Source organism: Maribacter aquivivus (genome assembly GCF_900142175.1).
Classification (GTDB): domain Bacteria; phylum Bacteroidota; class Bacteroidia; order Flavobacteriales; family Flavobacteriaceae; genus Maribacter; species Maribacter aquivivus.
Genome location: NZ_FQZX01000001.1, coordinates 678,468 through 695,042, shown reverse-complemented (window position 1 = coordinate 695,042; position 16,575 = coordinate 678,468). Strand labels below are relative to the sequence as shown.

Sequence of the window (16,575 nt, the reverse complement as noted above, 5' to 3'; positions counted from 1 at the left end):
ATTCATGGGTGGTTTTTTTGGTTTTAAAATAGAAAAGGGCGGAGAAGTCTCCACCCTTTTCGTCCCAAATCTTACCATAAACTTAACCTACTTATGCTATGGCGAGACTAAATTACTGGTATTGAGTAAATAAAAAAAGGATTTTTAAGAAAAATATAAACTTTTATTTCAACGAAGATGTTTTACTAGGGGTGGGTCATTGGGGCTAACTAGTTGTTTTATAAGCCAATTGGTATAAAATAAAAAGACGGAGCATTGCTCCGTCTTTTCCCCAAATCTTACCATGAACTTAACCTACTTATGCTATGGTTCTGTAAATATATAGGCATACGGGGTTTTATAAAAAGCTATTCGTTGTACGTCACAAACTTAGGTTGTACTACTAGAATTAAAAATTCAGGAAGATTTTGTGGATGAGAAGTTAGAAATGGCTGTAAAATAAAAAGACGGAGCATTGCTCCGTCTTTTCCCCAAATCTTACCATGAACTTAACCTACTTATGCTATGGTTCTGTAAATGTATATGCATACGGGGTATTACAAAAAGCTATTCGTTGTACGTCGCAAACTTAAGTTGTAATGCTAGAATTGAAAGTTTAGGAAGATTTTGTGTTGTTGAGAAGTTAGAAATGGCTGTAAAATAAAAAGACGGAGCATTGCTCCGTCCTTTTCCCCAAATCTTACCATGAACTTAACCTACTTATGCTATGGTTCTGTAAATGTAATAGGCTTGGTAGTGAATGTAAAAGGTATTGGCTGAAAGTCTCGTAATAACGTTAAAAAGAGCTTTGTGAAGAAACGGATTACAACTTGGTAGAGAGGAAAAATATGACAAATAAAAAAGGTGGAGAAACCTCCACCTTTTTTGCCCCAAATCTTACCATGAACTTAACCTACTTATGCTATGGTAGCTCTAAATGTAAAGCTGGTTAATTCAAATCGACCATTCAGTCGTTAAAATACTATATTCATCGATGAAATACATAAATAGAGTGCATTTCATCGATATATTATTTAATATGCGCGTTCGTTGTTGCCTTCATAAAAGTTTATAAATGCCTTATTTACTACTCTATTTCCTCCTGGTGTTGGGTAGTTACCGGTAAAATACCAATCTCCTAAGTTTTTAGGGCAAGCCTCATGTAGGTTTTCAATGGTTTGGTAAATAATAGACACTTCAGCGTTTATTCCCTCAGGGCTAAGTAATTCTCCAGTTTTCTTAGAAATTTGTTTCGCTGTAAACGGAGCATAGAATTCTTTAACGTAGTTAATTACATCGTTATCATGACTATTAACCTGTGTTAAGCACTTTTTGTAGATATCTTCTACAAAATGCATAGAATTATTGTCTTCGTGTAAAGCTAAAGCTGCTTTGAAGGCAATAAAGTCTTCTAGCTTGGCCATATCAATACCATAACAATCTGGGTATCTAATTTGCGGTGCAGATGATACAACGATAATTTTCTTAGGTGATAATCTATCTAATATTCTTAGGATACTCTTTTTAAGCGTAGTACCACGAACAATACTATCATCTATAATAACTAGGTTATCACCTTTCTTTACTGATCCATAAGAAATGTCATAGACGTGCGCTACAAGATCATCTCTACTACTATCTTGAGTAATAAATGTTCTAAGCTTCGCATCTTTAATGGCAACTTTCTCTATTCTAGGGCGTACATCTAGTATTTCATGCAATTGTTCACCTGTAATACCTGTACCTAGAGCTAGTATTTGCTCTTCCTTTTTCTTGTTCAGGTAATTTTGAGCTTCTTTTACCATTCCGTAGAAAGAAGTTTCGGCTGTATTTGGGATATAAGAAAAAACGGTATTCTTTATATCCTCGTTAATTGCTTCTAATATTTGAGGGAATACCAACTTACCTAAAGCTTTACGCTCTTGGTAAATTTCTTTATCACTACCTCTAGAGAAATAGATACGTTCAAAAGAACATGCCTTTCGCTCTTTAGGTTCTAGTATTTGTTTAATATCGCTTGTACCATTCTTTTTAATAATGATAGCAGCACCGGGATCCAATTCTTTCACCTCGTCGTAAGGTACATTGAATACGGTTTGTATTGCTGGTCTTTCTGATGCTACAACAACAACTTCGTCATCTCTATAGTAGTATGCAGGTCTAATGCCGCTTGGATCTCTTAATACAAAAGCATCACCATGACCAAGTAAACCGGCCATTGCGTAACCACCATCAAAATTTTTGGCAGCCCTTCTTAATATTTTGTACACCTTTAAACGTTCGGCTATAAGGGGAGAAGCTTCTTGTTTAGTGTATCCTTCTTTTTTAATTTGCTTGTATAGTTTGGCAACCGCATCATCTAGAAAATGACCTATCTTTTCCATTACGGTCACCGTATCGGCCATTTCTTTTGGATGTTGCCCTAACTGAATTAAATTATCGAACAGTTCGTGAACATTGGTCATGTTGAAGTTACCTGCAACAATAAGGTTACGGTGCATCCAATTGTTTTGTCTTAAAAATGGGTGAACACTTTCAATACTGTTTTTACCAAAAGTTCCATAACGTACATGCCCTAAAAGTAATTCTCCTATATAAGGTATGTGCTTTTTTTGCAAAGCAACATCATCTTCATACTCCGGATGCTCTTTAAGCTCAGAATTGATACGGTCGTTGATTTGGGCAAAAATATCTTGTATAGGTTGTTGTTGACATGAGCGTACACGGCTCATGTAACGTTCCCCAGCTTCTACATCTAATTTTATACTAGCAAAACCTGCACCATCTTGACCGCGATTGTGCTGTTTTTCCATCATTAGATACATTTTATTTACACCATAAAATGCTGTTCCATATTTTTCCTTGTAATACTCTAGTGGTTTTAATAACCGTATTACAGAAATACCACACTCATGCTTAATTGCGTCACTCATTGTTTTTGGTATTAAAAAAGCCCCAAAAAATTGAGGCAAGGGGATTATTGTAATTCTATATCAAACTGAGTCAGTCTTTTAAACTGATGTAGTCTCTCTCTAATTTCTTTACGATCTAAGTCAACCATTCTTTCTGTGCCAAATTTTTCAACACTAAAGGATGCCAAATTGGATCCGTGTATAATAGCCTTCTTCATATTCTCAAAAGAACTATCATCGCTTGCTGCTAAGTAGCCTGAAAATCCACCAGCAAAAGTATCACCTGCACCAGTTGGGTCAAATACCTCTTCTAAAGGTAATGCCGGTGCAAAGAATATTTGGTCTTCATTAAATAACAAAGCACCGTGTTCTCCTTTTTTGATGACCACATATTTAGGCCCCATGGTAAAAATCTTTTGAGCTGCTTTAACTAATGAGTATTCGCCAGTTAATTGTCTAGCTTCCTCATCATTAATAGTTAATACATCTATATGTTTAATGACCTCCATTAAATCATTCAAAGCATTGTCCATCCAAAAATTCATGGTGTCCAATATGATTAATTTTGGTCGTTTTTTCATCTGATTAATTACACCTAATTGAACAATTGGGTGGAGATTACCTAGCATAACAACATCGGCATCATTATAATCTTCAGGAACTACAGGGTTGAAATCTTCTAGGGTGTTCAATTCTGTAACAAGAGTATCTCTAGAATTTAAATCGTTATGGTATTTACCTTTCCAGAAGAAAGTTTTGCCACCTTTTACGATTTCCAAGCCAGAAATGTCAATACCTCTGTCAGTTAAAAGATTTAAATATTCTTGTGGTAAATCATCACCTACAATAGAAATAATAGCTGAATCTACATCGAATTGAGATGCTGCTAAGCCAATATAGGTAGCTGCGCCGCCCAATATTTTATCTGTTTTTCCAAAAGGAGTTTCGATGGCGTCAAAAGCGACAGTACCTACTATTAAAAGCTTGCCCATAAAATTGTAAAAATTTAAGCTGCAAATATACGATTTTGAAGGGCTAATTAAAATGGTTTTTCAAATACAAATGGTAATAGTTATCAAAGGTGAATTGTTGATATGAAATGCCGGCTATTTCCTACCAAAATCGGCAGGAATTTCTCCCCAAGCTTTTGTTTCCCATTTTACGATAACAGTACTATATTGGTTTTTCTTTAACCATTCAACAGCCCTATCAACAAGTTCAAAGAGATTTTTGTTTTTGGCAGATACTGTTAGCTTTGTGTTGCATTTCTTTTTGCGCACCCAACTCATGGCTGTTCTAGAATCTGTGTAGATAATACGGTCACTATTACGCTCTTTTAAAAATGCTAGCCCGTGAACCAGTGCTAAAAACTCCCCAATATTATTAGTGCCTTGTGGAAAAGGACCTTGTTTAAATAATTTTTTACCCGTTTTAGTATCTACACCTTGGTATTCCATAACGCCGGGGTTTCCGCTAGAAGCAGCATCAACAGAAATAGAATGATAATTAGGTTGACCTATTCTTGCCAACTCCTCTTTAGATAATGAAGGTGCTATTTTTTTCTTTCCTTTAAAATCAGCATAATTACCATTGTAGGCTTTTTTGGCGACGTCAAAAGATTCAAAAGATTTGTATTCTGCACCGGCATAGTTTGCAATAGATTTTTTGCATTCCTTCCAAGAATCGAAAATACCTGGCTTTTTACCTTTCCAGACGACATAGAATTTTCCTTTTTTAGCCATTACTGTTTCGATAAAATTTCGTCAATAACTTTAGGGAAATACTCATATTCTAATTGGTGAACTTTAGATGCAATATCTTCTGCGGTATCGTTATTAGCGATTGATGCTTTTGCTTGTTTAATGATTGCGCCTTCATCGTATTGTGCATTTACATAGTGTATGGTAATGCCAGTTTCAGTCTCTTTTTGTTTTTTAACAGCATTATGAACGTTCATACCATACATACCTTTGCCACCGTATTTAGGTAATAGTGCAGGATGAATATTAATGATTTGCTTTGGAAATGCATTCGTGATAGCTTCTGGTATTTTCCATAAAAAACCAGCTAATACAATAAGGTCTGGCTCTAAAGACTGTAACATATTTAAAATAAAGTCACTTTTAGAAAACGCTTGGCGGTTAAAGAACAAAGCGTTTATTTCAAGTCTATTACACCGTTCTATGACTTTGGCATCGCTTTTGTTAGTTAATACACAGCATATAGTAACATCTTTGCGGAGTTTAAAATAGTTGGCAATGTTTTCAACATTAGATCCAGAACCTGAGGCAAAAAGAATAATTTTTTTGGTTTTCAATACAAGTGGTCTTTTAAGAGAGCAAACAATTAAATTAAAGTTCGGCAAATAAAGCAAATTTAAAGCTTGTCAGAATTTAGAAAAAAAACGATTATCATTTACAGTTCTAATTACCTCACTACTTTTCAATACCTTTTATCAACGTTACCGAAACAAAATATTAATGAGGTAAAATTACAGCACATGTCTTTAATTTTATTAAATTACCATACATTTTAACGACAATTAGTGTAATTAAACCAAAGTTTTTTATTTTTGCCTTCAATTTAAATTTTTAAAACAAATATTATTATGTCAGACATTGCATCAAGAGTTAAAGCTATCATCGTTGATAAATTAGGAGTTGATGAAAACGAAGTGGTAACCGAAGCTAGCTTTACTAACGATTTAGGCGCAGATTCATTAGACACGGTAGAGTTGATAATGGAGTTCGAAAAAGAATTTGATATCCAAATTCCAGACGATCAAGCTGAGAATATCGCAACTGTTGGTCAAGCGATCAGCTACATAGAAGAAGCGAAGTAAAGCATGTTTTCTTAAATAGAATTCAAATTATCCATGTGGTAAACACTCCGCATGGATAATTTTTTTTAATTTACGCTTGGTTTAGATTTAAACAAACAAAAGTTAAATGCAGTTAAAGCGAGTTGTAGTTACAGGTTTGGGGGCACTTACCCCAATAGGTAATAATATTGAAGAGTATTGGAATGCCTTGATTAGCGGTAAAAGCGGATCGGCACCAATTACTTATTACGATACAGAAAAATTTAAAGTAAAATTCGCATGTGAGTTGAAGAACTACAAAACCGAAGATCACTTTGAAAGAAAAGAAGGGCGTAAGCTAGATAGATTTGCACAATATGCACTTGTATCTTCTGACGAAGCTATTCTTGATTCTAAATTAGATTTAGAAAAACTTGATAAATTTCGTGTTGGTGTTATTTGGGGAGCAGGAATCGGAGGATTGGAAACTTTCCAGAACGAAGTCATGAATTTTGCTAATGGTGATGGTACACCAAGATTCAATCCATTCTTTATACCAAAGATGATTGCAGATATAGCACCAGGAAACATTTCTATAAAGCATGGTTTTATGGGACCTAACTATACAACTGTTTCAGCATGTGCCTCTTCGGCAAATGCGATGATAGATGCCTTGAACTATATACGTTTGGGTCATTGTGATGTCATTGTAACAGGTGGTAGCGAGGCGGCCGTAACTATTGCAGGTATGGGTGGTTTTGGGGCAATGCACGCATTATCTACAAGAAATGATAGTCCAGAAACAGCTTCAAGACCTTTTGATGCAACTAGAGATGGTTTCGTTTTAGGCGAAGGAGCAGGGGCTTTGGTTCTTGAAGAATATGAGCATGCAGTTGCTAGAGGAGCAAAAATTTATGCAGAAGTAGCAGGTGGTGGTATGACAAGTGATGCTTACCATATGACTGCACCACACCCAGATGGGATAGGAGTAGTTAGAGTAATGCAAAACTGTTTAAAAGATGCAGGTCTATCAATTGAAGATGTAGATGCTATTAATACACATGGTACTTCTACACCTTTAGGTGATGTTGCAGAGCTAAAAGCAATTACCAAAGTATTTGGTGAACATGCAAAAGATATAAATATAAATTCTACCAAGTCTATGACCGGTCACCTATTAGGTGCAGCCGGAGCTATTGAAGCAATTGCATCGATTTTGGCAATGGAACATGGTATAGTACCACCAACTATTAACCATACTACGGTAGATGAGAATATAGATCCTAGTTTAAACCTTACATTGAATAAAGCTCAAAAACGAGATGTAAAAGTTGCCATGAGTAACACATTTGGTTTTGGCGGGCACAATGCATGTGTGGTTTTTAAAAAAATTGATTAATTAGTATTTATGTCATTTCCCACAAACTTATTTAATTCCCATCCAAAAGAGGATGGGGATTTTTTTTTGGGAATAACCAAAATCTTAGGTTTTAGACCTAAAACATTGTCTTTTTATAAAAAGGCCTTTCTACACAGGTCAATGAATGTAAAAGATGAAAAGGGTAATGCTATGAATTATGAGCGGCTAGAATTCTTAGGAGATTCTATGCTAGGCACCATAATTTCTAAGCATCTTTATAGTGAAGTGCCAGAAGGTGACGAAGGTTACCTCACTAAAATGCGATCTAAAATTGTTAGTAGAGAGCATTTAAATGAATTAGGTAAAGATTTAGGGTTAATTAATTATGTTGAAAGTAGAATACCTAAATCTCACTTTGGCCAAAATATACATGGTAATGTATTTGAAGCATTGGTAGGTGCAATTTACCTTGATCGTGGTTATAAATATTGCGAAAAATTTATTTACAAAAGGGTAGTAGAGCCCTATGTTGATATTGAGCAATTAGAAGGTAGGGTCATAAGTTATAAGAGTTTAGTAATAGAATGGTGTCAGAAGAAAAAGAAATCTTTTGATTTTGACGTTTATGAAGATACGGGCAATGATCCATTAAAACATTTTGCCGTTAAACTTTCAATTGGCGGTAATGTTGTAGCAAAAGCTAGAGCAACTTCAAAGAAGAAAGCAGAAGAAAGAGCCTCAAAAAGAGCTTTTTTTGCTTTGCAGGACAAGATGGAAAATTAATCATTTCACAAAATGATAAAAAGCTAACATTTTATTAACTTTTAATGTGTTTTTATCAATTTATCTAACTAGGCTTTATAGCTTAGAAGTTCTATATTTACCGTTTTGTTGAAGTATGGCTACGACTTATAAAATAAATGATGATTTTTATGATGAATCTTTTAGCCTTATAGCTTTACACACTACCTTAGAAGATTTTGCTTTAGCCTACGGATTAAACCAAAGTATAAAAGCAAAATTTGTAAGAGCGAAAAAGAATTTTATTCTTGCTGAAAATAAATCGTTTCCCATTTTTGAATGGGAAGATGAGTATAATGATATGTATTGGGTATTAGTTGCTAATCATAGCAGTGAAAAAGAGCTCATTGTACGAGACGATTTATTTAAGAACGAAACAACATATAAGACACCTAGGCTCATACCTGAGTATAAGGATGTCGACTATCTATTGAAAATAGAAACTGAGAAGGATTTTGATATAAATTCCTTAATAAAAAACATATTAATGTTGCCTAGAGTTATGGCGGCTTATGAAATAAGTACAGACAAACTAAAATCAAAGAACAATCTAATTTTTTAAATATGCCAACTGTAAAAAAGACGAAAATTGTAGCCACCTTAGGGCCTGCAACTAGCAAGAAAGAGGTACTCAGGAGCATGATTGATGCAGGAGTAGATGTATTCAGAATAAATTTTTCTCATGCCGATTACGATGATGTTAAAGAGCGTGTAAAAATGATCCGTGAGTTAAATGATGAAATGGATATGTACACATCTATTTTAGCAGATTTACAAGGACCTAAATTACGTGTAGGCGTAATGGCTGGTGACGTTGTAGTTAGCCCAGGTGATGAAATAACATTTGTAACTGGTGAGCCTTTTGAAGGTTCTGCAGAACGTGTTTACATGAATTACAAAGAATTTCCTAGAGATGTAAAAGCTGGGGAGCGTATTCTTTTAGATGATGGTAAATTAATGTTCGAGGTAGTAACAACCAATGGAAATGATGAAGTTTTAGCCAAGGTAATACAAGGTGGACCATTGAAATCTAAGAAGGGTGTTAACTTACCGAATACAAATATCTCTTTACCGGCACTTACCCCAAAAGATATCAAAGATGCAGAGTTCGCTATTTCTTTAGAGGTAGATTGGATTGCACTATCTTTTGTACGTTTTAGTCAAGATTTAATTGATTTACAGAACATCATCAATAAGCACTCTGATCATAAAATTCCGATCATTGCTAAAATTGAAAAGCCAGAGGCTGTTGAAAATATAGATAAGATTGTTGCTTATTGTGATGGTTTAATGGTTGCTCGTGGAGATTTAGGAGTAGAAGTTCCTGCTCATGAAGTACCATTAATTCAAAAGCAATTAGTTTTAAAAGCTAAGAAAGCTAGAATACCGGTAATTATTGCTACCCAAATGATGGAGACAATGATTACCAGCCTTACACCAACAAGAGCAGAAGTAAATGATGTAGCAAACTCTGTTATGGATGGTGCAGATGCAGTAATGTTATCTGGTGAAACTTCTGTTGGTAATTATCCAGTACAGGTTATTGAAAAAATGGCAAGTATTTTAGAAAGTGTTGAAGGTTCAGATTTAATACATGTACCGCATGATCCACCACATATTCGTACAAAGAGATTCATTACTAAATCTATTTGTTATCATGCAGCTACAATGGCCAATGATATTAAGGCAAAGGCAATTTCTACTTTAACGAATAGTGGGTATACTGCTTTTCAAATTTCTGCATGGAGACCAAGTGCACATATTCTTGTGTTTACATCAAACAAAAGAATACTTACACAGTTGAATCTATTGTGGGGTGTAAAAGCTTTTTACTATGATAAATTTGTCTCTACAGATGATACTGTAGATGATGTAAACCGTATAGCTTTCAATAAAGGATATTTGCAAGTAGGCGATATGATTATTAGCCTTGCCGCAATGCCTATTAAAGATAAGGGTATGGTAAATACATTAAGAGTTAGTGAAATAGAATCAGGCGATATTTAGTCAGATTTAAAATATAATTCATAAAAAAAGGGTCGCTAACTAGCGACCCTTTTTTTATACTTTAACAAGAATAGTTAAGCAACTTCTTTTTCAAAGGCTATAAAATTAACAACATCGCCTTTGTTGTCAAACATAGGTTGCCCTTGTATCCAACATTTATAGGTAGATCCGTCTTTTCTATAATTGACTACAGTCACTTCAAAAGGTTTCTTTTCTTTTACTGCTTCAGAGATAATTTTTAAGGTAGATTTTGATGTCATGTTACCTTGAAACATTTTAGGGCTTTTTCCTATAATTTCTTCTGGGTAATATTGACTCATATTCCACATGTTCTTGGTAGCAAAAACAATGTTTAATTTGGCATCGGTTACCACTATAACATTTTTATCTTCTTTTAATCTAGTATCGAGAATCTCGGTATCAATATTCCAAGAATTGGCAGAAACTAAACTTAAAAGCGCAACAGAATCTTCTTCGGTCTGTTTTATTTCTTCATAATTAGAAGCATAAAAATCCCAAGAGAGAATAGGTAACATTGTAAAGTTTAAGCTCTTTCTAAACTTGATTACGGCGTTATCGTAATCTTTTAAATCTATCATTCTGTAAAGTTTAGAGTAATAATTAAAATTTCTTTTTCATAGCAATTTGCTGTAAAGCTAAAATTTTACCTGAAACAGTTATAATTTTAAGAGAGGATTAGCATAAATGTTTAAGTGTTCGTTGGTTATACTTCAAAAAGTGATTGCAAAAGTTGAACACAAAAGAGCTGTTTTTTCTTGTAAAATACTTAAAATCAGAAAAAACCCTAACAGAAATCTATTCTGTTAGGGTTGAGATAATTAATTTTCAATTATTAAAATGATGTTAGTTCCATCCGCCACCTAAGGCTTGATATACATTTACTCTGGCCATTAATTGGTCTTTTTTCGTTTCTACCAATTCCATTTTAGATTCTAAGGCTTCACGTTGTGTTAGCAATACTTCGATGTATTCAATTCTTGCCGATTGAAACAATCGTGTAGACAAATCAATAGATTCTGTCAATGCCTTTACTTGGCTTTCCTTCAGGGCGTAGCTCTGCTTAAGATTCTCCATTTTAGACAACTGGTTTACAACCTCAATGTATCCACTTAAAATGGCTTTTTCGTATTCATACACTGCTTGTATTTGCTTAGAATTTGCGGTGTTATAATCAGCTTTAATCGCATTTCTATTGATTAATGGACCAACAATATCACCAACTGCACTATATATTAAAGAAGCTGGGGTTTCGGTCAAGTACTTAGGTTTAAATGCCTGAAGTCCTAATCCTGCCTTCAATCCAATAGTTGGGTAAAAGTTGGCTCTTGCTACTTTAATATTAAGTTTCGCAGCTTCTAATTCATATTCAGCTTGTTTAATATCTGGTCTGTTCAAAAGAAGTTGAGATGGTAATCCGGCATAAATTGTATCCATTTCAGTTTCGATAAATCCATCAGAATTACGAGTAATAGATTGCGGTTGACGTCCAATTAAGAAATTTAGTTTGTTTTCCATTTCAACAATTTCTTGTTGTACTTCAAATTTGTGACTTTGATTTTTTAAAACCTCTGCCTCGAATCTCTTAACTGCAAGTTCTGTAGCTCTTGCAGCTTCTTTCTGTAAGCGAACCATTTTTAACGCATTGCCTTGCAGTTCAAGGTTTTGCTCTATAAATGCTAGTTGATTGTCTAAAGCGATAAGCTCATAATAAGAATTGGCAATTTCAGCAATTAATCTAGTGACCATAAAGTTTTTACCCTCAATGGTAGATAGGTACTCTAGAGCGGCTGCTTTTTTAGAGTTGCGTAGTTTTTTCCACACATCTAGCTCCCAAGTAGCGAAAAGTCCGGCTGAGTAATCTGTTAAGGGTTCAGGGAATTCTTCGCCTTCCTTTACCTCTAGATTTTTCTCTACCGCACCATTTCTAGTATACTCGCCTACTTTTTCAACTTCAGCACCAGCACCATAGGTTATGAAAGGAAGATATTCTCCCTTTCTAGCTTTTACCTCATTTTGTGCAACATCAATCTGCTGCATCATAATGCGTAATTCTTGGTTGTTAGTTAATGCTGTATCAATCAGTTTTGTGAGGTTTTCATCTTTAAAGAAATCCTTCCATTTTAATTGAGCACTATTGGTTGAATCTGTTGCTTGATCAACATACTTTGATGGCATATTTGTATTTACCTCTTTCAAGTCTTTAGTAGGTACGCAAGAATAGAATAAACCTACGTTAATAAGAGCCACCAAAAGTAGTTTTCCATGTTTTATGGTTTTTTTATTTTTGATCATCTTCTTCTTTTTTGGTTAGTTTTTTAATCATTTGCTTTAATTCGCGAAGTTTTTGGCGTGTTTTACTTTCGCCTTCGCTTATTCTTACAAATTCTTCAGAAATAGGTTCGTCAGATTCCCCTTTTATGAGTCCGCGACCATCTGCCATTGTTGCAAAAATGTAATATAGCCCTGGTATAATAAGTACCCCAATTAAAGTACCCATAAGCATACCGCCCATAGCAGATCCACCAATGGTTTTGTTCGCGATTGCTCCGGCACCATGTGCTACAACCAAAGGAATAAGACCTGCGATAAAGGCAAAAGATGTCATTAAAATAGGTCTAAATCTCACTTTAGCACCCTCAATAGCAGCTTCTAAAATAGTGCTGCCTTGTCTTCGTTTTTGAACGGCGAATTCTACAATAAGTACCCCGTTTTTACCTAGAAGACCTACCAGCATTATTAGTCCGATTTGAGCATACACATCATTTGCTAATCCCATTGCTTTTAGCATAAAGAAAGAGCCAAGAATACCAATAGGCAAGGATAGAAGTATAGCAAACGGCAGTAAAAAACTTTCATACTGTGCAGCTAAAACGAAATACACAAAGATTAATACGACTAGAAAGATGTAAATAGATTCATTACCTCTCTGCGCTTCATCATAGGATAAACCTTCCCAGGCAACGTCAAACCCTCTAGGTAATGTTTGCTCAGCAACCTCATTAATTGCAGCAATTGCATCGCCACTGGTAAACCCTTCTGCGGGTAAACCTCTAATTGAAGCAGAATTGTAAAGATTGTATCTAGTAATTTCATTAGGTCCCAATTTCTTTTCCATAGACATGAAAGCAGAATATGGTACCATTTCGCCTTCTTCGTTTTTAACGAACAGTTTTTCCAAATCTGAAGGTAATGCCCTGTATTCTGGAGCAGCTTGGGTATAAACTTTAAAGAATCTACCAAAACGAATAAAACCTTGTTCGTATGTACTACCAATTAAAATATTCAGGTTTTCCATTGCTTTACTGATGGAAACGCCTTTTTGCATGGCAATTTTATTGTTTATTTTCAATTCGTACTGCGGATAGTTAGCAGAATAGAAGGTGAATAAACCGGTAAGTTCATCACGTTTAGATAGGGCATCCATAAAATCATTGTTGATTTTTTCAAATTCATGATAGTCGGTACCATCGGTTTTATCTAAAAGACGCATAGAGAATCCGCCGGAAGAACCAAAACCAGGTACAGCAGGAGGTTCAAAATATTCAATAACGGCACCGAGATCTTTTGTTTCTTCCTCTAACTCTTCCATTATTTCATGAACCGAGTGATGACGATCGCCCCAGGATTTAAGGTTAATCAAAACCGTACCAGCATTAGACCCACGACCTTCGGTCATAATTTCATAACCGGCTAAAGACGAAACAGATTCAAGACCTTCAGTTTCTTCACAAATTTTCTGTAGTTTTCTAGCAACGTCGTTGGTGCGCTCTAAAGTTGATCCTGGCGGAGTCTGTATGATAGCGTAGATCATACCTTGATCTTCATTAGGTATAAACCCGGCAGGCAATGTTTTATTAGTAAAGAAAATACCAACACAGAAAGCACCTAAAATACCAAAAGTCAGTACTCTTCTAGCAACAATCTTGTTCAAAACCTTAGTGTATCTGCCAGTTAGTTTTTCAAAACCTCTGTTGAACCAATCAATGAATTTATCTATAAGAGATTTTTTACGCTCTTTACCGTGATTATTTTTGAGAATCATGGCGCATAAAACCGGAGTTAATGTAAGTGCTACAATAGCAGATAAAACGATAGACCCAGCCATAGTAATTGAAAATTGGCGATAGAATACACCAACGGGTCCTGACATGAAGGCAATTGGTATAAATACCGATACCATTACAAGAGTAATTGCGATAATAGCACCACCGATTTCGTTTACCACAAGTTTCACAGCTTCATACGGTCCTAAATGTGTTTCTTCCATTTTAGCATGTACGGCTTCAACCACAACAATGGCATCATCGACCACAATACCAATGGCGAGCACCAGGGCGAACAACGTAATTAGGTTAATGGATAACCCGAACATTTGCATAATAAAAAATGCACCAATTAAGGATACTGGTACCGCAATAATGGGTATAAGCGTAAAACGCCAATCGCCTAAAAATAGAAATACAACAATGGCAACCAGAATAAAAGCATCTCTTAATGTATGTATTACCTGCTCTATTGATGCGTTCAAGAAATTAGAAACATCATAACTAATTTTATAATCTAAACCAGTAGGCAGGTCTTTTTTGAGTTCAGCTAATTTTGTTTTAACTTCTTCAATTACATCACTGGCGTTACTGCCAAAAGTTTGTTTTAATACAATAGAGGCAGATGGTTTACCATCTAGGTTAGAATAGATGTCAAAAAATTCACTACCTAATTCTACATCTGCTACATCACCTAATTTTAATATTTCACCTTCTGCAGTGGCTTTAAGAATAATATCTTTATACTGTTGTGGCTCATCAAATCTATCTTGATACATGAGCACATATTCTAAAGATTGCGATGTTTTACCAGAACTTTGACCTATTCTACCAGGGCGGGCTAAAATACTTTGCTCTTCCATAGCTTCTAGAATTTCTTCTGCAGAAACGTTATAAGCACGCATACGATCTGGTTTTAACCAAACACGCATGGCATATTTACGGCTACCTAAAATTTGGGCACTTGCAATACCATCTATTCGCTGAATTTCAGGAATCATTTTGGTGTATGCATAGTTGTATAAAAACAATTCATGATCATCAGAATTGTCACTATACAGGTTAACATACATTAACATACTTGGTTGAACTGGAGTGATAATTACACCTTCTCGTTGTACCAATTCTGGCAATAAAGGCATCACTTGATCTACTCTTGTTTTTACCCTCACCACGGCTTGATCAGGATCTGTGCCAGGTTCAAAAATGATACGTATGGTACCTTCACCTGCACTAGTGGCATCAGATGCAATGTAACGCATATCTTGAACACCGTTAATAGCTGTTTCTAGAGGAATAAGGGTAGATTTTACTAAAACGTCTGCACTAGAGCCAGGGTAGGCTATGAAGATATTCACCGTTGTAGGTGAAATATCTGGGAACTGTGAAATGGGTAATTGCTTTATGGAAAGCAATCCCACAAAAACGATTATTACCGATATGACAATAGCCAATACCGGTCTTTTTATAAACTTACTGAACATGTCTTTTGTATTTGTTTAATTATTCTGCGTACACGGCTAATTTTGAAATCACTTCATTTGGTTCAGCAAATTTGGTTTCAATCTTTTCATTGTTTTTTACCATACGAATACCATCGATAAGTATTTTATCGCTTAGTTTTAAACCTTCGCTAATTACAAAAAGATGTGGAAGTTCTGCGCCAATGGTAACCTCAGTTTGGTGAACTACATTGTCTTGGTCCAAAACAAAAACAAAACGTTTGTCCAATATTTCAAATGTTGCTTTTTGCGGAATAATTAAAGCATCTTTAAAAGGAATAGTCATGAGAACACTACCTGTTTCACCATGTCTAAGAATTCTATCAGGATTTTGAAAAGTTGCTCTAAAAGCAATGTTGCCAGTTTCATTATTAAATTCTCCTTCAATAGTTTCAACAAGACCTTTTTGATTAAAACGCTTATTGTTCGCCATTAAAAGTTGCACTTCTTTTTTAGTGTCTTTATCTGTGCTGATGATGTAGTCTAAATATTCTGCTTCTGGAACATTAAAATAGACCCACATTTTTGAGTTATCAGATAATGTAGTCAATAGTTCACCTTCGTCTAAAAGGCTACCTTCTCGCACATGTAAGTGATCCATAATACCATCAAAAGGAGCGCGAATGTTTGTAAAGCCTAAATGAGTTTGTGCTAAAGAAACCTCTGCATTGGCTTTGTCAAAATTTGCTTTGGCCATAGCCAATTCATTTTTAGAAACAACATTACCATCAGTTAATAATTGAGTGTTTTGCAGCTCTATTTCAGCAACTTTTGCTTCTGCTTTCGCTTTTTGTAAATCTGCTTCGTAGATATTAGGCATAATATTGAACATTTTTTGCCCTTTTTTCACCAGTTGACCTTCGTCTACGTGAATTTCCTTCAAATACCCTTTCTCTAGGGCTCTAAGTTCAATATGTTTAAAAGAATTAATATTACACACATAATCTTTAGTGATTGATGTGTCTTTTTTAATGGGATTAGTAATTAGAAATTTAGTATGCTCTTCTTTTTTTTCTTTTTTTGAATTGCAACTTGCCGCAATAAATAAAGTGCATGCGGTAGTGATCAGGAGTACGCTCTTGGTCATAGAAATGAATATTTAATTGATTGGAAAAATGAAATTTAAAAATGCGGGAGACCTTCAAATTGT

At 35.0% G+C, this 16,575-nt stretch carries 13 protein-coding genes; 5 read left to right on the top strand and 8 right to left on the bottom strand.

Features of this window, described 5'->3' with window-relative positions; all coding sequences use genetic code 11:
- Nucleotides 1-1,013: 1,013 nt before the first annotated feature.
- The 4 genes from BUC31_RS03000 to purN form a co-directional block, all read right to left on the bottom strand.
- Nucleotides 1,014-2,912, bottom strand: a complete 1,899-nt coding sequence (locus BUC31_RS03000) for an amidophosphoribosyltransferase (protein WP_073241128.1) — start codon at nt 2,910-2,912, stop codon at nt 1,014-1,016.
- Between the two features lie 44 nt (nt 2,913-2,956).
- The gene (locus BUC31_RS02995; protein WP_073241126.1) at nt 2,957-3,883 is read right to left on the bottom strand and encodes a PfkB family carbohydrate kinase; all 927 of its coding nucleotides are present in this window, start codon (nt 3,881-3,883) and stop codon (nt 2,957-2,959) included.
- Nucleotides 3,884-3,997: 114 nt separating this feature from the next.
- Nucleotides 3,998-4,633: a ribonuclease H1 domain-containing protein gene (locus BUC31_RS02990; RefSeq protein WP_073241124.1), complete on the bottom strand. Its 636-nt coding sequence runs from the start codon at nt 4,631-4,633 to the stop codon at nt 3,998-4,000.
- Entirely contained in the window at nt 4,633-5,208 is a 576-nt protein-coding gene (purN, locus tag BUC31_RS02985; RefSeq protein WP_073241122.1) for a phosphoribosylglycinamide formyltransferase, read from the bottom strand. The genes BUC31_RS02990 and purN overlap by 1 nt, the downstream gene beginning before the upstream one ends.
- A gap of 291 nt (nt 5,209-5,499) precedes the next feature.
- On the opposite strand from purN, the gene BUC31_RS02980 reads away from it, so the two are divergent.
- The 5 genes from BUC31_RS02980 (at nt 5,500) to pyk (ending at nt 9,859) form a co-directional block, all read left to right on the top strand.
- Complete coding sequence (locus BUC31_RS02980; protein WP_008269813.1) at nt 5,500-5,733, top strand: acyl carrier protein; 234 nt, start codon at nt 5,500-5,502, stop codon at nt 5,731-5,733.
- A gap of 106 nt (nt 5,734-5,839) precedes the next feature.
- Nucleotides 5,840-7,090 carry a beta-ketoacyl-ACP synthase II gene (gene fabF, locus BUC31_RS02975; RefSeq protein ID WP_073241120.1) on the top strand — a complete coding sequence of 417 codons (1,251 nt, stop codon included), beginning with the start codon at nt 5,840-5,842 and terminating at the stop codon, nt 7,088-7,090.
- A 9-nt stretch (nt 7,091-7,099) separates the two neighbouring features.
- Nucleotides 7,100-7,834: a ribonuclease III gene (gene rnc / locus BUC31_RS02970; RefSeq protein ID WP_073241118.1), complete on the top strand. Its 735-nt coding sequence runs from the start codon at nt 7,100-7,102 to the stop codon at nt 7,832-7,834.
- 115 nt (nt 7,835-7,949) lie between these two features.
- Complete coding sequence (locus BUC31_RS02965; protein WP_073241116.1) at nt 7,950-8,414, top strand: IPExxxVDY family protein; 465 nt, start codon at nt 7,950-7,952, stop codon at nt 8,412-8,414.
- 2 nt (nt 8,415-8,416) lie between these two features.
- Nucleotides 8,417-9,859 carry a pyruvate kinase gene (gene pyk, locus BUC31_RS02960; protein WP_073241114.1) on the top strand — a complete coding sequence of 481 codons (1,443 nt, stop codon included), beginning with the start codon at nt 8,417-8,419 and terminating at the stop codon, nt 9,857-9,859.
- Nucleotides 9,860-9,933: 74 nt separating this feature from the next.
- Here pyk and BUC31_RS02955 read toward each other — a convergent pair whose 3' ends face one another.
- The 4 genes from BUC31_RS02955 to BUC31_RS02940 form a co-directional block, all read right to left on the bottom strand.
- On the bottom strand, nt 9,934-10,458 hold the full coding sequence (locus BUC31_RS02955; RefSeq protein WP_073241112.1) for a PAS domain-containing protein: 525 nt from the start codon (nt 10,456-10,458) through the stop codon (nt 9,934-9,936).
- 265 nt (nt 10,459-10,723) lie between these two features.
- Nucleotides 10,724-12,172: a TolC family protein gene (locus BUC31_RS02950; protein ID WP_073241110.1), complete on the bottom strand. Its 1,449-nt coding sequence runs from the start codon at nt 12,170-12,172 to the stop codon at nt 10,724-10,726.
- Complete coding sequence (locus BUC31_RS02945) at nt 12,159-15,407, bottom strand: efflux RND transporter permease subunit (protein ID WP_073241108.1); 3,249 nt, start codon at nt 15,405-15,407, stop codon at nt 12,159-12,161. Before BUC31_RS02945 ends, BUC31_RS02950 begins: the two co-directional genes overlap by 14 nt.
- A 19-nt stretch (nt 15,408-15,426) precedes the next feature.
- The gene (locus BUC31_RS02940) at nt 15,427-16,512 is read right to left on the bottom strand and encodes an efflux RND transporter periplasmic adaptor subunit (protein WP_073241106.1); all 1,086 of its coding nucleotides are present in this window, start codon (nt 16,510-16,512) and stop codon (nt 15,427-15,429) included.
- Between the last annotated feature and the right edge of the window lie 63 nt (nt 16,513-16,575).